16 protein-coding genes and 2 tRNA genes are annotated in these 17,361 nt (G+C 62.2%); 12 read left to right on the forward strand and 6 right to left on the reverse strand.

Features of this window, described 5'->3' with window-relative positions:
* Positions 1 to 54: 54 nt before the first annotated feature.
* The 6 genes from OU694_RS11360 to OU694_RS11385 all read left to right on the forward strand — a co-directional run bounded on the left by OU694_RS11360 (position 55) and on the right by OU694_RS11385 (position 9,971).
* A complete protein-coding gene (locus OU694_RS11360) occupies positions 55 to 2,253 on the forward strand; it encodes a cytochrome c3 family protein (protein WP_308911126.1) in 2,199 nt (732 codons plus the stop codon).
* 76 nt (positions 2,254 to 2,329) lie between these two features.
* Complete coding sequence (locus tag OU694_RS11365; protein ID WP_308911127.1) at positions 2,330 to 3,040, forward strand: ImuA family protein; 711 nt, start codon at positions 2,330 to 2,332, stop codon at positions 3,038 to 3,040.
* Entirely contained in the window at positions 2,958 to 4,508 is a 1,551-nt protein-coding gene (locus tag OU694_RS11370; protein WP_308911128.1) for a Y-family DNA polymerase, read from the forward strand. The genes OU694_RS11365 and OU694_RS11370 overlap by 83 nt, the downstream gene beginning before the upstream one ends.
* Positions 4,509 to 4,519: 11 nt before the next feature.
* Complete coding sequence (locus tag OU694_RS11375) at positions 4,520 to 7,765, forward strand: error-prone DNA polymerase (protein WP_308911129.1); 3,246 nt, start codon at positions 4,520 to 4,522, stop codon at positions 7,763 to 7,765.
* Positions 7,766 to 8,030: 265 nt separating this feature from the next.
* Positions 8,031 to 9,176 carry a M35 family metalloendopeptidase gene (locus OU694_RS11380; protein ID WP_308911130.1) on the forward strand — a complete coding sequence of 382 codons (1,146 nt, stop codon included), beginning with the start codon at positions 8,031 to 8,033 and terminating at the stop codon, positions 9,174 to 9,176.
* A 3-nt stretch (positions 9,177 to 9,179) separates the two neighbouring features.
* Positions 9,180 to 9,971, forward strand: a complete 792-nt coding sequence (locus OU694_RS11385) for a hypothetical protein (protein WP_308911131.1) — start codon at positions 9,180 to 9,182, stop codon at positions 9,969 to 9,971.
* Positions 9,972 to 10,048: 77 nt separating this feature from the next.
* On the opposite strand, the gene OU694_RS11390 is transcribed toward OU694_RS11385, so the two are convergent.
* The 5 genes from OU694_RS11390 to OU694_RS11410 all read right to left on the reverse strand — a co-directional run bounded on the left by OU694_RS11390 (position 10,049) and on the right by OU694_RS11410 (position 12,565).
* Positions 10,049 to 10,166: transfer RNA gene (locus OU694_RS11390), tRNA-Gly, on the reverse strand.
* A gap of 74 nt (positions 10,167 to 10,240) precedes the next feature.
* Positions 10,241 to 10,732: a hypothetical protein gene (locus tag OU694_RS11395; RefSeq protein WP_308911132.1), complete on the reverse strand. Its 492-nt coding sequence runs from the start codon at positions 10,730 to 10,732 to the stop codon at positions 10,241 to 10,243.
* A gap of 58 nt (positions 10,733 to 10,790) precedes the next feature.
* Positions 10,791 to 11,006 carry a helix-turn-helix transcriptional regulator gene (locus OU694_RS11400; RefSeq protein WP_308911133.1) on the reverse strand — a complete coding sequence of 72 codons (216 nt, stop codon included), beginning with the start codon at positions 11,004 to 11,006 and terminating at the stop codon, positions 10,791 to 10,793.
* Positions 10,999 to 12,195, reverse strand: coding sequence for a type II toxin-antitoxin system HipA family toxin (locus OU694_RS11405; RefSeq protein WP_308911134.1), 1,197 nt, complete (start codon positions 12,193 to 12,195; stop codon positions 10,999 to 11,001). The genes OU694_RS11400 and OU694_RS11405 overlap by 8 nt, the downstream gene beginning before the upstream one ends.
* A gap of 295 nt (positions 12,196 to 12,490) precedes the next feature.
* Positions 12,491 to 12,565, reverse strand: a tRNA-Gly gene (locus tag OU694_RS11410).
* Between the two features lie 203 nt (positions 12,566 to 12,768).
* Here OU694_RS11410 and OU694_RS11415 point away from each other — a divergent pair.
* The 4 genes from OU694_RS11415 to OU694_RS11430 all read left to right on the forward strand — a co-directional run bounded on the left by OU694_RS11415 (position 12,769) and on the right by OU694_RS11430 (position 15,168).
* Entirely contained in the window at positions 12,769 to 13,266 is a 498-nt protein-coding gene (locus OU694_RS11415) for a prolyl-tRNA synthetase associated domain-containing protein (RefSeq protein ID WP_308911135.1), read from the forward strand.
* Between the two features lie 75 nt (positions 13,267 to 13,341).
* On the forward strand, positions 13,342 to 14,280 hold the full coding sequence (locus tag OU694_RS11420) for a tetratricopeptide repeat protein (protein ID WP_308911136.1): 939 nt from the start codon (positions 13,342 to 13,344) through the stop codon (positions 14,278 to 14,280).
* Positions 14,281 to 14,287: 7 nt separating this feature from the next.
* Entirely contained in the window at positions 14,288 to 14,956 is a 669-nt protein-coding gene (locus OU694_RS11425) for an LON peptidase substrate-binding domain-containing protein (protein ID WP_308911137.1), read from the forward strand.
* A 20-nt stretch (positions 14,957 to 14,976) separates the two neighbouring features.
* Positions 14,977 to 15,168, forward strand: a complete 192-nt coding sequence (locus tag OU694_RS11430; protein ID WP_308911138.1) for a Trm112 family protein — start codon at positions 14,977 to 14,979, stop codon at positions 15,166 to 15,168.
* Between the two features lie 27 nt (positions 15,169 to 15,195).
* Here OU694_RS11430 and htpX read toward each other — a convergent pair whose 3' ends face one another.
* Complete coding sequence (gene htpX / locus OU694_RS11435; RefSeq protein WP_308911139.1) at positions 15,196 to 16,140, reverse strand: zinc metalloprotease HtpX; 945 nt, start codon at positions 16,138 to 16,140, stop codon at positions 15,196 to 15,198.
* 154 nt (positions 16,141 to 16,294) lie between these two features.
* Here htpX and OU694_RS11440 point away from each other — a divergent pair, with 154 nt between their 5' ends.
* Positions 16,295 to 17,188 carry a CPBP family intramembrane glutamic endopeptidase gene (locus OU694_RS11440; protein ID WP_308911140.1) on the forward strand — a complete coding sequence of 298 codons (894 nt, stop codon included), beginning with the start codon at positions 16,295 to 16,297 and terminating at the stop codon, positions 17,186 to 17,188.
* Between the two features lie 9 nt (positions 17,189 to 17,197).
* A complete protein-coding gene (locus tag OU694_RS11445) occupies positions 17,198 to 17,353 on the forward strand; it encodes a DUF1674 domain-containing protein (RefSeq protein ID WP_308911141.1) in 156 nt (51 codons plus the stop codon).
* The last annotated feature ends 8 nt before the right edge of the window (positions 17,354 to 17,361 follow it).

Raw genomic sequence — 17,361 nt, forward strand, 5'->3', positions numbered from 1 at the left:
CTTGCAGGCGGTGATGCCGTCCGCTTACCATCCGTGCCGGAAGGGGATATCCCGATGGGGAAACGGACGGTTGCGGCATTTATCGGTGCTGCCTTGTGGCTCGCGGGCGCTGGGGGCGCTCTCGCGGGTGACGAGGTCTGCAGCACCTGCCACCAGGCCGAGCATGCCGCCTGGTCCCTGTCCGATCATGCCCACGCGATGGCGGTGGCAACCGGGGCGAGCGTTCTCGGCGACTTTTCAGGTGTGACCGTCAGCCATCACGGCACCAGCGCCACGTTCCGCCGCAGCGGCGATGCGTTCGAAGTGGCGATCAGTGAGGGTGAAGGCGGGGAAACCTACACCGTTGCCTACACCTTCGGCCACGCCCCCCTGCAGCAGTATCTGGTGGAAACGGAACGCGGTAAATATCAGGTGCTGCCGTTTGCATGGGACAGTCGGCCAGCGGTGGAAGGCGGACAGCGCTGGTTCCCGAACTATCCGGCAGAAAATGTTGTGCCGGGCGACAGGCTGCACTGGAAGGCGCCGCTCCAGAACTGGAACGGTATGTGCGCCGACTGCCATTCTACCGGCCTGACGCGCCGGTATGATCCTTCGGCTGACCGGTTCGACACGCAGTATGCGAGCGTCAATGTTTCCTGCTCATCCTGCCATGCAGGTGCGGCACGCCATGCGGAAGCCTGGCTGAAGGGCGGCGGGGTGGATGACGGCTGGAAGGACGAGCTGATGGCTTACCTTCGCCAGGACGGTGGCTTTGTGCGGGCCGACGGCGAGGCGACGGCGCACTGGACCGGCAAGGCGCCCCGCGCGCGGCCCGAGATCGAGGTTTGCGCCAGTTGCCACAGCCTGCGCGCGCCGCTCACTGACGGGATCGATCCGGGCGAAAAGTTCCTCGACCAGTTTCTGCCGTCGCTTCTGGATGATCCGCTCTATTTCCCGGACGGACAGATCAGGGATGAGGTCTATGTCTGGGGCTCGTTCCTGCAAAGCCGGATGTATGCGGCGGGCGTCAGCTGCCTTGATTGTCACGACAGCCACAGCATGAAGCTGAAGGTGCAGGGAAACGGCCTGTGTACCCAGTGCCACGCAAGCGAGGTGTTCGACACAAAGGGCCATCATAACCACACACCTGATGCGGGGGGCAGCCAGTGTGTGGACTGCCACATGCCGGCGCGCACCTATATGGTGGTGGACCCGCGCCGCGACCACAGCTTCAAGGTGCCCCGCCCGGATATGGCCTTGCGCACCGGCAGCCCCGACCCCTGCACAAGCTGTCATCTGGACCGTAAACCCGCTTGGGCCGCGGAAGTGATCGCCCGCTGGTTCCCCGAACGGAAGCCGCGGGACAGCTATGCCGTCACCATCCATCAGGCGCGGCAAGGCGACCCGGCAGCGCGCGAAGGCCTCGTCCGGCTTATAGGCGATGACCGCCAGCCCGAAATCGTGCGGGCAACCGCGCTGTCGCTGGTGCCGCGCGTGGTGGACCCTGCCCTTGCCCGGTTGGCGGCAGGGGTGCTGGTGAGCGACAAGCCCCTGATGCGCATCGGCGCGATCCGGGGGCTTGCCATGCTGCCGGTCGTTGATCGCGCGCCCTATATTAGCCCGCTCCTTGATGATCCGCTCCGCGCTGTTCGGGTCGAGGCCGCCCGCAGCCTTCTGGATGCGCCGGGGATCGACCTCACCGGCCGGGCTTTCGTTGAGCTGATGGCGGCGGACGAAGGCAGCAGCTGGCGGGGCGAAGGCCGGGTCAATCTCGCCCGGCATTATCTTGTGCGGCACGACTATGACGCGATGGAAGCTGAATACCGGCAGGCCATCCGCATCGACCCCGGCTTCGCGCCAGCCCGCATCAATCTGGCCGAATTCCTGCGCCAGACAGGGCGGCAGGATGAAAGCCATGCGCTTCTCATGGCGGCGGCTGAGGCGGCTAGCCCTGTGGACCCGGAAATCCATCATGCCCTCGGCCTTTCCTTCGTGCGGCAGGGCGATCTTGCGGCGGCGCTCGAGCATCTGAAACAGGCGACGGAAGCTGCGCCTCTGAATGCGCGCTATGCCTATGTCTATCTTGTGGCGCTGAACAGCAGCGGTGCGGCGGTATTCGGGCAACTCAAGTACGCCATCGCCGCGCATCCGTATGATGAAAACCTTCTACGTTTCGGCCTCTCGGCGGCGACAAAGGCGGGCGACACGGCTTACGCCCGCGAAATGACTGACCGGCTTCAGGCGATCAATCCGGCGGGCGCGCAAAGACCTTGACTCTTGGTTCTTTAAAATAGAACATAACAAGAACAAAAACACCCGAGTCACGACAGATGAGACCAAGAGGCGGATCATGCCGCTCGATTTCGCACAGAATGATAACCCGGCCTGTTCAGCCAAACGGGAGGAGCTTCGGCACCTGATCCGGGCGCTTGAGGGCGGAGAGGCGGAAGCCGATTCGTCCCCTGCCCGGCTGGATGAGGTGAGGCCCGAACGGCTGGCCGATATCGCCGCCGCCAGCCTCTGGGCGCTGGCCCCCCATATTGCAGGCGGCAAACCTATCCTGTGGGTGGGCGAATATCACCGGATCATGGATGAAGGCCTACCTTACGGCCCCGGCTTGCAGCAGGCAGGGGTAACGCCTGTCCGCTTCATCCTTGTGCGGGCGCGGCGCGCCATCGACGCCTTGTGGGCAATGGAGGAAGGCTTGCGCTCGGGCGCTGTCGGGCTGGTCGTGGGCGAGGTCGCGGACATGGATCTCACCGCCAGCCGCCGCCTTTCGCTGGCAGCGCGCGAATCGGGGGTGCCCTGCATGGTTCTTGGCCCGGCGGGCGGGGCCGGAGCGCCTGCCGCTTTCAGCCGGGTGCAGGTTTCCGCCGCTGCGCGCGACGCGGATGACGACTTGAAGCCCTATCTTGCCGCCCGGCTCGAAAAGCATCGCGGCGGCGAGCCACCTGCCACCTCTTTCATGGAATGGAACGATGCGACGCATTCTTTCGCTATGGTTGCCCCACTGGCCGGTGGAACGCTGGCGGCGTCAGGGTGGCATCTCGCCAGCGCCTGACCGGCCGCTTGTCTTCTACGAACAGGCCGGCAACCGCCAGCTTCTGACCGCCGTTGACGAAGCGGCGGGTGCCATGGGGCTGCGCATCGGCCAGCCGCTGGCGGACGCGCGGGCCATCGTGCCGGATGTTGCCGTGCTGCCAGCCGACCGGCAAGCCGACGCTGAAGCGCTTGTCCGGCTTGCCCGCTGGTTCGTGCGGATGAGCCCGATCACCGCGACCGACGGCGATGAAGGCCTGCTTGTGGATACCACCGGCGCCGATCACCTGATGGGCGGCGAGACCTGCATGCTTGAAACCGTCACCGGCTGGCTCGCGGGGCTTGGTATCAGTGCTCGTGTCGCACTGGCGCCGACACGAGGGGCGGCCTGGGCGCTGGCGCGTTATGGTGCGAACGGCACGGTCGCCGCACCCGAAACGCTGGCGGCCCTGCTCGCCCCCCTGCCGGTCGCTGCCCTCCGGCTGGACGGCGGGACCATCCTCCTGTTGCAGCGGTTGGGGCTGAAAACGGTTGGTGATATTGCCGCCCTGCCGCGCACCGGCATTGCCCGCCGCTTTCGCGGGGCCGAAGCCCGGCAGGTGAGTGATCTTCTGGACCGGCTGGACCGGGTGACGGGCCGCAAGCCCGATCCTCTGGGTGCCCTTGTCCCCTTGCCCGACTGGCGGGTGCGCCGCGCCTTCATGGAGCCTCTGATGACCCCCGAGGGGCTGATGGCGGCGGCGGCTTCGCTGGTGACGGACCTGAGCCACGCGCTTGAAACGGCAGGGCAGGGCCTCAGGCGGTTGCGGCTGCTCGCGTTCGGGGCGGACGGCAGCCTGCAGGTGGCGGCCATCGGCACCAGCCGGGCAAGCCGCGACGCGGCCCACCTGATGCGGCTCCTGCGGGAAAAGATACCGGAGATTGATCCCGGTTTCGGGATCGACCTGCTGCTGATGGAAGCGCATGACTGTATCCCCCTCGCCGAACGCCAGATGGCCGCGGGGCACGAGGAACGCACCACCGAAGCGCTTGACCGGCTGATGGACCGGCTCGGCACCCGGCTCGGGCAGGGCAGTGTGGCGCGGCTCCGTCACCGCGAAAGCCATTTGCCGGAACGCGCCCAGACGCTTGCCGCCCCCGCCACCGATGACCTTGGCTGGGACCGGTTGCCCGCTGACTTGCCGCCGCGTCCCTTGCGTCTGCTGTCGCGCCCCGAACCCATCGAGGTGATGGCCGAAGTGCCCGAAGGCCCGCCCCTCACCTTCCGCTGGCGGCGGGTGGCGTGGCGGGTGGCGCGCGCCGAGGGGCCGGAACGCCTGTCGAGCGAATGGTGGCGGCACGACGCCCCGAAAAGCCGGGATTATTACCGGGTGGAGGTCACCGCCGGGCCGCGTTTCTGGCTGTTCCGTCATGGACTATATGGCGTGCCCGGTGTGCGCCACGCCGAGGACGGCACGCCTGCCTGGTATCTGCACGGCTTCTTTGCCTGAAAGGATCATGCGTGGCCGATTATGCCGAACTTCAGGTGACCAGCGCCTTCAGCTTCATGCGAGGGGCCTCGCATCCGGACGAGCTTGTCCTGATGGCGAAAGCGCTGGGCCTGAAGGCGCTGGCGCTGGTCGATCGCAATTCGGTGGCCGGACTTGTCCGGGCGCACAAGGCCGCGAAAATGTGCGGGATGCCCTTCATTCCCGGTTGCCGGCTTGACCTCATGGATGCGCCGTCGCTTCTTGTCTGGCCGACCGATCGGGCGGCGTGGGGGCGGCTCACCGCCCTTCTCACCCTTGGCAACCGGCGGGCGGAAAAGGGTGAATGTCACCTTACGCTGGATGACGTGGCGGCGCACGCCACGGGCCTGCACTTTGCCATGGTGCCGGAGGCCGGCACCGATATCGTCAGCGCCCTGCGCACAGCGCGGGAGGCGCTGGATATGACCCCGGCCCTTGTCGTCAGCCCGCAGTATGACGGGCGGGACAGGCGCCGGTTCGCCCGCATGGCGGCGCTGGCGCGGGAGGCGGGAGCAAGGCTCCTTGCGACCGGCGACGTGCGCTATCATATCCCCGAGCGGCGCCCGCTTCTCGATATCCTTACCTGCGTGCGCGAGCATGTGACGATCGACACGGCGGGCTACCGGCTGGCCCCGAATGCCGAGCGGTTCCTGCGGCCGGGGTTCGAGATGGCCCGGCTGTTCGCCGGTCACCCCGAAGCCTTGCAGACGGGGCTCGAGATTGCCGAGGCCTGCCCCTTCTCGCTTGATGAACTGCGCTACAATTATCCGAACGAACCGGTGCCGCCGGGGATGACGGCGCAGGCCCAGCTTGAAACACTCGCCCGCGACGGGATCGAAGGACGTTATCCGGACGGCGTGCCGCCGGCGGTGCGGACTACGCTCGAGCATGAGCTTGCGCTGATCGGGCGGCTCGGCTTTGCTGCCTATTTCCTGACGGTGCACGATATCGTCGCCTACGCACGGTCACAGCATATCCTTTGCCAGGGCCGCGGGTCGGCGGCCAATTCGGTCGTCTGCTATGCCCTGCGGGTGACGGATGTGGACCCCACGCAGGTAGATCTGCTGTTCGAACGCTTCATCTCGGAAGAGCGGGGCGAGCCCCCTGACATTGATGTGGATTTCGAGCATGAGCGGCGCGAGGAGGTGATCCAGTATATCTATGCCCGCTATGGTCGGCACCGGGCGGCGCTTGCCGCCACGCTCATCACATGGCGGGCACGCTCGGCCATTCGCGAGGTCGGCAAGGCGATGGGTCTGTCGGAGGACACGGTTGCGGGGCTTGCCGGCACCGTCTGGGGCTCTTATGGCCGCGAAATCCCCGATGAACAGGTGATGGAGGCGGGCTTCGACCCCACGGACGCGCGGCTCCGGCAGACGCTTGATCTCGCGCATGAACTGATGGGTTTTCCCCGCCATCTCAGCCAGCATGTCGGCGGCTTCGTGCTGACCGAAGACCCGCTCGACCGGCTTGTCCCCATCCAGAATGCGGCGATGGCGGATCGTACCGTGATCGAATGGGACAAGGACGATATCGATGCGCTTGGCATCCTGAAGGTGGATGTGCTGGCGCTTGGCATGCTGTCGTGCCTGCGGCGCGGCTTTGCCTTCCTGAAAAATGCGAAAGGGCTGACGGCAACCCTCGCGACCCTTCCGAAGGACGATACCGCCACCTACGATATGCTCTGCAAGGCCGACAGTATCGGGGTCTTTCAGGTGGAAAGCCGTGCGCAGATGTCGATGTTGCCGCGCCTGCGCCCCCGCAAGTTTTATGACCTTGTCGTGCAGGTGGCGATCGTGCGGCCGGGCCCCATTCAGGGTGGCATGGTAAACCCATACCTGCGCCGCCGCATGGGGCGCGAAACCATCGATTATCCGTCGCCCGCGCCCGAGCATGGCCCGCCAGATGAGCTGCGCCATGTGCTTTCCAAAACCATGGGCGTGCCGCTGTTTCAGGAGCAGGCAATGAAGATCGCCATCGTGGCGGCGGGCTTCACGCCGGGCGAGGCCGACGGCCTGCGCCGCGCCATGGCGACTTTCAAGAACAGCGGCACGGTCGGCAATTTCCGGGAACGCTTCACGAGCGGCATGACCCGCCGGGGATATACCCCCGATTTCGCCGACCGCTGCTTCAAGCAGATCGAAGGCTTTGCCGATTACGGTTTCCCCGAAAGCCATGCGGCGAGCTTTGCGCATCTCGCCTATGCCTCCGCCTGGATGAAATGCCATCACCCCGATGTGTTTGCGGCGGCCCTGTTGAACAGCCAGCCGATGGGTTTCTATGCCGCCGCGCAGATCGTGCGCGATGCAGTGGATCACGGCGTGGAGGTGCGCGCGGCGGATGTGAACCTGAGCGACTGGGATTCGACCCTTGAAGCAGCACCCGGCAACGGCCACGGTCACGCCGTCCGGCTTGGCCTGCGCCAGATCGAAGGCTTCCGGGAAGACACGGCAGAACGGATCATGGCGACACGTCATCGCGCCTTCCGCGATCTTGCCGACCTGCAGGCCCGCGCCCGGCTGACGGTGGCCGAGATTGAAAAGCTGGCCGAGGCAGATGCTTGTCGCTCCATGGGGCTGGATCGCCGCGCCGCGCTTTGGGCCGTGCGGGGGCTTTCGGACGCGCCGGACCTGCCGCTTTTCCGTCATGCAGATACTGCGGCCGAGGGAGCAGAGGAAGCGGCCATCCTGCCGGTGATGCCGGTCGCCGAGCATGTGGTCGCCGATTATCAGACCCTGCGCCTGTCACTGAAGGCGCATCCCCTTTCCTTCCTGCGGTCGCGCCTGCAGGAGCGCGGCGTGACGACCGCCATGGAGGTACGGGCCTTGCGCGACGGGGCACCGGTCACCGTCGCCGGGCTCGTGCTGGTGCGGCAGCGGCCGGGCACGGCGAAGGGGGTGATTTTCGTCACGCTTGAGGACGAAACGGGCGTCGTCAATGTCGTTGTTTGGGCCAAGGTGTTCGAGGCTGAGCGGCGTGCGCTGATGGGCAGCCGCTTGATGGTCGTGAAAGGCAGGGTCCAGTTCGCGGACGATGTGCTGCACGTGGTGGCGGATCACCTGACTGACGCTTCGGCCGATCTCCTGACCCTGTCGGACGGCACTTTCGACCTGCCGGCGCCCGCCGTGGATGAAGCCCGCACTGGACGCGGCGACGATCCCCGCCTGCCCCGCTTTCGTCCGGCGGGCCATCCGCGTGCCGTGCGCGATCTGATACCTCAGAGCCGGGATTTCCACTGATGTACAGGTTGGAAACAAGGAAGCGGCCACTTGCAAAAAATTACAAACATCGTATTATTTTGCGAGATGGCTCCCGCGTGATGCTGGACCCGGCGGTGAGTGCGACGCTCACCATTTTCCATTCATCTGACGATCGGCGCGGCCATGCGGCGGAGGATCAACTGTACCTCCGGTTCGGGGCAGCGCCTTGCATTTCACCCCCCCATTCAAGGAAGTCCCAATGACCGTATCATTGAATGTCCAGAGTCTGGACAGGGTAAAGGTCATGAGCGCTGCCAAACGGCTTGCCACTGAGGTTGGCGTGCATTGGCCGCTCCCGAAGCCTGAGCGCGAAAGCCTTGCCGCCATTATCCTGAAGGTCGCGGAGCGCGCCCTAGTACCACTGGCCTCTGCCACCGGCCGCGACCCCGCCGTTCGCATCGCCGATGACGGTCGCTTCGAGGTCGCATTCGTTCTTGACCCGGCATTTGTGAAGCCGGTGGGCACCGGCGATCCGGTTACCCGGGCCATGATCCGCGCCGTTTCGGAAGCGGTTGCCTTTTCGAAGGAATGGATTGCCGGCCCACGCGAAACCCTTGTTTATAAAAGTTCGGCAGCCCACACCTTCCTGATCCGGCCCGAGATGCCCGCCGCCGAAGGGCTCACCCGCCTTGGTCTCACTGGCCTGCCGAAATGCCCGGTCCTGAAAAACCTGTGTGCCGCCTTTATCGAAGCCGGGAAGCTGGCATCGAGAAACGACGCTGATAGGACCCGGATGGTCATTGCAGCCATAGCCGGTACGATTCCGGTGGCGCAGCAGGACGCCAACGGTCGGAAATTCAAGGGACTGATCGATGACCGCTCTGCACTTGAGCGATTGGAGGAGAATTTCTCGGGCGAGCAATGGGCTTCATTCGATGATGCCATCCGGAAAGCGGTTGACCGCGCCGACGCCACACAGGCAGCCCTCGTGAAGATTGGCCCGTCTGCCCTGGCAATCTTCGCGGACTATTTCAAGACGGGTGATCCGAAGGCGGTTCAGCGCGTCTCGTATGTGCTTGCAAGAAGTATCGCCTTCCTGGCAAACCTGACACGGTCGAAGGTGCTATCCTGGCGTCATGTGGTGGGCAGAACCGATGATGCAAGCGAGGCAGTTGCCGCCCGATTCAAAAGCGAGAACACGCTGGCGGTTCAGTATGGCGGCTATATCTTCATTCGGCTGGGAGGCATGCATCAGCTGGATGCCAATCTGTGGATCACCTTCCTGCATGAAGCAGTCCATACTGTCATACCGGACGCTCACCAGCGTAAGGACGGGCGTGACCCGGCATACAGGCATGAGGCGATTTTTGCAGACCTGACAACCGAGCAGGCTTTGGATAATCCTGATTCCTATATAGCATTGGTTGTAGCAATCACGGGGGAGGAATAGGGCATGGTCGGGAAAACAGGTAAAACCCTTGTCTTGCTGCTACTGGCCAACCTTCAGCCTTTTTTCGCCCGGGCGTCCGAGGCCGATATAATACCCAGAGCACCATCCCTTTCGCTTGAAGAAGCAAGTGATGTGTTCGAGCGCTACACAGGGTTGGTTCTATCGTCGGGCGCTGCGCTCTTGCCCGGCACCTTCGTGGTGCGAAATGAAGATGGCTCCGCCTTCTATCAGATCCAGCTAAGAAGCCGACCCAATTTCGCGCAGGTTTTGCCTGTCGCCGACGTGGGCGAAGGGGCAGGCATCTGCGAATCGCTGACATTCTGGCTGACGGCTACTGTAGAAAAATCTGCGACCGGCGGAGCGCCGTCTCCTCACTATTCAAGCCTCAGTACAGAATGGGAATATGCCCTTCCGGTTAATCGCGGCGGGTGTGATGGTGTGCAGGACTGGACCCTGGTGACCAGCAATCTCAGCCGTATGCCGGGCGTGATCTATCATAGTCTGGCGCCTGTCAGGCAATGGCTTGAAGATGTGGCACGGGATGAATGGTCGTGTGCCGCCCTTGCCGAGAGGCAGGCCTGCGACGACTTTGTTGCTTTCGTCAAAGAAAATGGAATTCCGCCCATTTTCTGGAGCGGACTGGAGGCTGCCCCAGATCGTCTGTCGGCGGTGCACACGGTGAGCATCCTTGGCAAAAACGGACGCAACCATAATTACAGAATAGTGTTTCATCTGGATGAGAACGCGGCGTCTGAGGTGCACGCGATCGAATTCACCGAGAAAGTTCATCACTGACTTTGGCGGTTATCAACGGCTTCCGGCAACCTCACGGCATTAAAAAAGCCACCGGTCTTCACCGGTGGCTTTTTTAATGGAGCGGGCGATGAGATTCGAACTCACGACCCTAACCTTGGCAAGGTTGGAACTCATGACCTAATGCGTTGATTTTATTGAGATGCGTTGCAACCCGTCACGGAGATTTCCGACCGCATTCTGCCGCTTTCCAGCTCCTTGCACGCAAGTTACACGCAAGTGATTCTTAACCCTACAATTTGCCGGAAAGCCTACTGAAACCCGATTTCCCGTTCCCAATTTTCCGCTCTAAAAACACGCCTTGAGATGAACTCGATCAAGGCATGCCCCGCTGATAAAAACTGCTCTGTGCGATCATAGGTATAAGGCGCTGACATTTGAGCCTTGTTGCCATGTGCTATGTTATTTCGAAGTTGTGCGAAGCCTCGTTGAATTAGCGTTTCCCATGTTTCAATTCGCACATCTGCGCTGTCCCATTTGAGGGAGTCACGTTGGTCCAATGTAAGTAGCTGTGGAACGGTTTCCTTGAAGATTTTGAATTGTGAGCTATCAAAATCGAAGTTTGCAAATGGGAAAGCTGCCTCAACCCTAACAGCGAGCTGCTGCCAGTTGACCCCACTAACGACCCTAAGGTTTTCCTTCTCGCAGATTTTACCCAAGCTTCGATCTGTGTTGATCAGCCAAAACTCGAATTTGGCCATTTTCAACATGTAGCTCGCGATATCGGCCTCAATTCCAGGCATTTGGTTCCTTTCCGAGGCATTATTTGTGGCTTTGGTTAATTTAATCGGGTCGTCTTCACTATGTCGATGACAAGCCCAGCGCCGCAAGTATTGCCCAGGCGGTCTCGAGCCTGAGTTTGCCGGTGCCCTTCTCAAGCGCGATGAGCGAGACATGACTGCACCCGACAATGTCCGCGAGGGCCTTTTGGCTCAGCCCTTCTGCCTTGCGCCGCGCGTTCACTTGGCGCCCAAGCTCAGCGAGGGACGGAAGCTGGGATATGGTTTCGTCAGCCATAGATTTGTTCCCATTTCTGGAGGACGGAGGTTCGGTAATCGGTGGTTCGTTCCTCGCCAAGATAAAGGCTGCCCTGAAGGCGCGTCTTCACGGCTTCTTCCGTTGTCGCGATTTCCTTGAAGGCGCGCTCGATGGCCTTTGGCGTCAAGCCGATGGCGCGGCCGACTTCGATCAGACGGTCGCGATCATAGTCCTCCCATTGGACTTCGTTGCCCCGATCAAGGAGCCCGAAACGGGTCGAATAGCCCTCCCGGCCATAGATATAGCCATTGAGGACATCATAGATCGGCGACAGGCGCAGGCCGCGGCTGGTTTCCAGAAGGCTCCAGTTCTTCAAATGGCAATCGGTATTGCCGATCAGGCAGAAGGCAACGAGACGCTTATAGAGGATGAAGGCATCGATCGCGGGGGCTGCTGAATAGCGCAGGGCATCGGCCAGACGGTCATAGCTCACCTGATATTTGGCTTTTCGGTCCCGGCCTGGGGGGATGGCTAGCACTTGAGCAAAATCTTCGCACCTGAGTTTCTGCCGGTGATTCGTGCCCGCCCGATCGAACCGGTCGACAAGGAGCGCCGGCCGGTCGACCCGCGCCACCATGCCGCGCCGGAAGGTGGCTACTTCATCCTTCGGCAGGAGGATCCGCACAAGTTCCAGCGACACTGCTTCATTGCCGACAAGGTCGGCGAGGTCGTCTCGTGCGAACTTGGCGATGATGGGGGCTGCATCATCCCGACCAGCGGGTTCGTAGCGATCACCCGCCTTCTCACAGAGCAATTTCGCCTGTACGCCCGAAATCGTCCTGTGGCCGGCGGCGATGGCGCGGGTTTCCTCCGTCGCACCTTCGGTGAGCGTAAAATCCTGGCCATGGTGTTCCGGATCTTCAATGCCGATGGCGCCGATACAGTCGGCCCCGAAGGCCAGGAGGAGACCGAAGTCATCTTCCGTATCGGCATCGGCAACGGCCGCCTGCCGGTTCCTGAGCCACCCTTCCGGTGCCAGATGGGCGAAGACAGGATGGATGCCGCTGGCCCAGCGATGAACCCTGGTTTCGCGCGGCAAAGCGCAGGCGATCTCAGGCGCGTCATCCGCATAGACAAACTCTGTCCCGCCACTGCCGATCGCAGTTTCCGAAAGGATGCCGGCGAGACGCCCTTTGAAGGTCACATTCCCATATCGAAGCTTTGCCATGGTATCAAATCCGATACTCATTATTGCCGGTACGGCATAATGGTATCAAAAATAATATCAAATTCAACAATGGTATTAAATTACATACCGTTTACTAGAGAAATAGCTAATTGGTATCGATTTTGATACCATTCACACCCGTAACCTCAACAAAGGTTATGCTCCTGCACTCTAATGGATTGATATTAAAGGATTTGGCGGTCAGGCTTGCGTGCAAAACGCGCAAGCTGGCCCGAAAACAAAAAAGCCACCTTGCGGTGGCTTCTTCGTAACACACTGATATTACATCGTTAAATGGAGCGGGCGATGAGATTCGAACTCACGACCCTAACCTTGGCAAGGTTATGCTCTACCCCTGAGCTACGCCCGCTCAATCAGCGTATCGGGTGCGAGGCCGTCCGGCCTTGCGAGGGGGGAATATAGCGGCCAAAAGGCCCTTTGCAACAGTTATTTTGAATTTTTTTGAAGATTGATCCAAGGCCTTGATTTCCCTTTATAATGGCCGAAAAATTGACCTCACGGCGACCGATTGGCCGTATGGGAGGAATGATGCCGGCAACTGAATCCGACCTCATGCAATTTCTGACATCCCTCGGGATAACGGTGACGATGCACCGGCATGCGCCTGTTTTCACGGTGGAAGACGCGCGTGCCCACCGGGGTGAAATTCCCGGCGGCCATTGCAAATGCCTTTTCGTGCGTGACAAGAAGAAGCGCCGCCTTCTGGCGGTGGTTGGCGAAGAACGCCGGGTCGACCTGAATGGTCTCGCTGCCGCTGCCGGCATGGGCCGCCTGTCCTTTTCAAGTGCCGACAGCCTGATGGATATGCTGGGCGTCGTGCCCGGTTCGGTGACACCCTTTGCGCTGATCAATGCGCGGGTAGCGGAAGGCGAGGAGCCGCCCCTCATGGTCGTGCTCGACAAGGCGATGATGGCGCACGAGCTTCTCAACTATCACCCGCTCCATAATGCGGCGACGGTGACAATCCGGCGCGAAGACCTTGTGGCCTTCATCCAGGCCTGCGGTTTCGAGCCCATGATCGTCAATCTGGACGGCGATATCACGCACTGAACACTGGAACCGTACGGCAGGACGTTTTAAGAAGAACAGACGATCCCCACCCCCTGAAGAGACAGGCAGGACTTGATGGACCCGATGATGTCCGGCGGCGCAGCCGCCACCCCGGCAAATGGCGCGCTCATCCGCGACACCAATCTGCAAAACTTTGCCGAAGATGTGCTGATGCAATCGCGCGAGCGGCCGGTGATTGTGGATTTCTGGGCTGAATGGTGCGGCCCCTGCAAACAGCTTATGCCGATGCTCGAGGCCGAGGTGAAGGCAGCCGGCGGGGCCGTCGGCCTTGTGAAGGTGAATGCGGACGAGAATCAGGCGATCTGCGGCCAGCTTCGTATCCAGAGCCTGCCGACCGTGATGGCCTTCTGGCAGGGTCAGCCGGTGGACGGTTTCCAGGGCGCTGTGCCCCAGTCACAGGTGAAAGCCTTTGTGGCCCGTCTTGCCGAACTTGTAGGTGGCGCGGGCGGCGATGATCCGCTCGTGCAGGCGATTGAACAGGCCGAAGCCTTGCTCGAGGCCGGCGAGGCGGCAACGGCGGCTGATATCCTGTCGCAGGTCGTGGCGCATGACGAAACCAACGAGCGCGCTCGCATCGGCCTTGCCGAATCGCTTTTGGCGCTTGGCGATGCGGTGGCAGCGTCCGAACTGATCGCCTCCCTGCCGGTGGACCTGAAGCGCGATGCGGCACTCGTTGCCCGTATCGCCAAGGTGAACGCCCGGCTTGAGCTGGCAGCCCAAGCCGAAGGGGCTGGCAACGAGGCCGAGCTTGAAGCGCGCATCGCGGCAGATCCGCAAGATCATCAGGCACGGTTCGACCTTGCCCTCGCGCGTCAGGCGCGGGGCGACATGGCGGGGGCAGCCGAAGCCCTGCTCGCCAGCCTGATGCGTGATCGCAGCTGGAACGAGGAAGCGGCCCGCAAGCAGCTGGTGAAGCTTTTCGAGGCCGCAGGCCCCGACGATCCTTTCACTATCAAGTATCGGCGGCGGCTGTCGTCGGTTCTCTTCTCCTGAGGCGGTGATGACGGCAGGCCCTGCAAACGACCAGCCCTTCCCGTCGGTGATACCGGTCTTTCCGCTCGCCGGCGTGGTGCTGATGACGGGGAACAGCCTGCCGCTCAACATTTTCGAACCGCGCTATCTTGCCATGGTGCGCGATGCCATGGCCGGCGCACGTGTCATCGGCATGGTGCAGCCGAAAAGCGGGATGGATACCGCGCGGCCTGGGGCTACTCCCCCAATCTATGATGTCGGCGGGGCCGGGCGGATTGTTGATTGCAAGGAAACCGAGGACGGGCGTTTTCTGATTCGCCTTGAAGGGGTGGGGCGCTTCCGGATCGAGCATGAACTCGCCGTCACCACGCCCTACCGGCAGGTGCAGGCGGTGTGGCAGCCTTTCGGGCTCGATCCCACCGAAGGCGAGGAACGCCCGGCGGTGATCGACCATGAAGGCATCATCAAGGCGCTGCATCATTATCTGGACCACAAGGGCCTGAGTGCTGATTATGACGCCATCGCCGGCACGCCCGACAAGCTCCTCGTCAACACGCTGTCGATGATCGTGCCCTTCAGCCCGGCCGAAAAGCAGGCGCTTCTCGAAGCGCCCGATCTGCCGGCCAGGGCGAAGCTTCTGGTCGCCCTTCTCGACATCGCCTCGCATGAGGACACGCCGCCCACGCAGATCAGCTGACGGGCAACCGGAGACCAATCTTGACCGACGCCAAAGCAAAACCCGCCGCCGACCGGCATCTTCTGGAAATCCTCGTCTGCCCTGTCACGCGGCAGACACTGGAATACGATGCGGACGCGCAGGAACTGATCAGCCGCAAGGCGGGTCTCGCCTTTCCGATCCGGGATGGTATCCCGATCCTTCTGGTGGACGAAGCCCGCGAGCTTGACTGAGTTCAGGCCCGTTTTCCGCTCAAGTCCCTAACCCCACGGCCCTTTCTGGCGCTTGTCGTCGGCTTCCGGAATGCCGGACGTGCCGGTGGCGCGGCGTGATGGCCGCTGGCTGTGATGCGGACGGGCGGCAGGGGCGCCCATCGCCATCGCTTCCAGCCGCCGGATGCGTTCATCCATGCGGGGGTGGGTCGAGAACAGCTCGTCGACACCGCCGGCGCGGAGCGGATTGACGATGAAAAGATGGGCGGTCGCCGGGGCATTTTCGGCGTCCGGGTTTGGGATCGCTTCGGCGCCCTTGTGCAGTTTCCTAAGGGCATTGGCGAGCGACATAGGCCTGCCGCAGATCTCGGCGCCGCGCTTGTCGGCGGCATATTCGCGGGTGCGGCTGATCGCCATCTGCACCAGCATCGCGGCGATAGGTGCGAGAATCATCACAAGGAGCGTGCCGACCAGCCCTAGGGGATTGTTGCGGTCGCGCCCGCCGAAGAAGAAGGCAAAGTTGGCGAGCATGGAGATGGCACCGGCGAGCGTCGCGGTCAGCGTCATCGTCAGCGTGTCGCGGTGCTCCACATGCGCCAATTCGTGTGCCATCACGCCCTCGATCTCGTCGCGCGACAGGCGCTCGAGGAGGCCCGTGGTTGCGGCAACGGCGGCGTTTTCCGGGTTACGGCCGGTCGCGAAGGCGTTCGGCTGCGGATTGTCGATGATATAGACCTTCGGCATCGGCAGGCCGGCGGAGGCCGCCAGATTGCGCACCATGGCGACAAACTCGGGGGCCGAGCGTTCGTCCACCTCGCGCGCATGATGCATCGAAAGCACCATCTTGTCGGAGTTCCAGTAGGCGAAGAAGTTCATGGCAGCGGCCACGACAAAGGCGATGCCCATGCCGCTGGTGCCGCCAATCATGTAGCCGACGCCCAGAAAGATCGCGGTCATGGCCGCCATCAGGATGCCGGTTCTGAATACATTCATCGCGCAAAACACTCCGTTCATAGGGTCCTGTTTGACAGTCATAAGGACCTTTTGAGAATGTAGGATCGGCCAACATACGTTCAAGACCTGCCCCCGGGCGGGATGGACGCCGTCTTCCGCCGTGGCGGAAGGCCGATAGTTTGAGGGATGCTGCATGTCTGCCATCGGCGAAACCGCCATGATACCGAAAGAGCGCTGGGTGAAGGCGCTGACCCTGTTCATCCTGTTCACCGCCGCCCTTTCGCTGGTGGTGGACTGGTTCCTGATCCAGATGGGGCTGAAACGGCTTTATATGGCGGCGCTGATGTGGTCGCCGGGGCTTGCCGCCCTTCTCACCTTCAAGCTGATGAAGATCGATCTTTCGGCCCTGGGGTGGAAATGGGGCCCGTCGCGCTATCACGCCGCCGCCTATCTCATTCCGATCCTGTATGGCGTCCTCGCCTATATGCTCGTCTGGTCACTCGGTTTCGGGGCGCCCGGCAATCCCGAGTATGTGAAGGAACTGCGCTATTATCTCGGCACGCCCGACTGGCCGGCTGACCGGGTGTTGATCTTCGGCATGGTCCTGCAGGTGACGATCGGTCTTGTGTGGCATATGGCGACCGCGCTTGGCGAGGAGATCGGCTGGCGAGGGTTCCTCACGCCGCTCCTGATGCGGCGCATGGGATTTGCGGGTGCGTCGGTGGTCACCGGCCTTCTCTGGGCACTGTGGCATGTGCCGATCATCCTTTGCACCAGTTATAACGCGGGGCCGACCGGCCTGCCGCTGCAGATGGTGCTTTTCACGCTCATGCTGATTGCGCTGTCCTTCGTCATGACATGGCTGCGGCTCCGTTCCGGCAGCCTGTGGCCCGCCGTGACGCTGCATGCAGCGCATAATGCCATCGTGCTTTCGGTGCTGCAGCCTTTCACCCTGCCAAACGAGCAGACACCGCTGTTCGCGGGCGAGTTCGGTCTGATCCTGCCGCTTGTCATCGTGCCGTTTGCGCTTTACGCATGGTACCGGGCCAAGGCGCAGGGACACGCCGGCCCGGTTCATCCCCACTAGGACAGACAGATGACCCAAGAGAAAACAAAGGTCGAGCAAGTAGAAACCGAGAAGACCGAAAAGCCTGAAGCTAAGCCGATGCCGAAGGAAATCGGCGGCCGTGCGGGGCCGGAGCCCACACGCTATGGCGACTGGGAAAAGAACGGCCTGATTTCGGATTTCTGAGGGCGCGC

Origin of the sequence: Pseudokordiimonas caeni (assembly GCF_026719705.1) — a bacterium.
In the GTDB taxonomy this organism is placed as follows: Bacteria; Pseudomonadota; Alphaproteobacteria; order Sphingomonadales; family Kordiimonadaceae; genus Gimibacter; species Gimibacter caeni.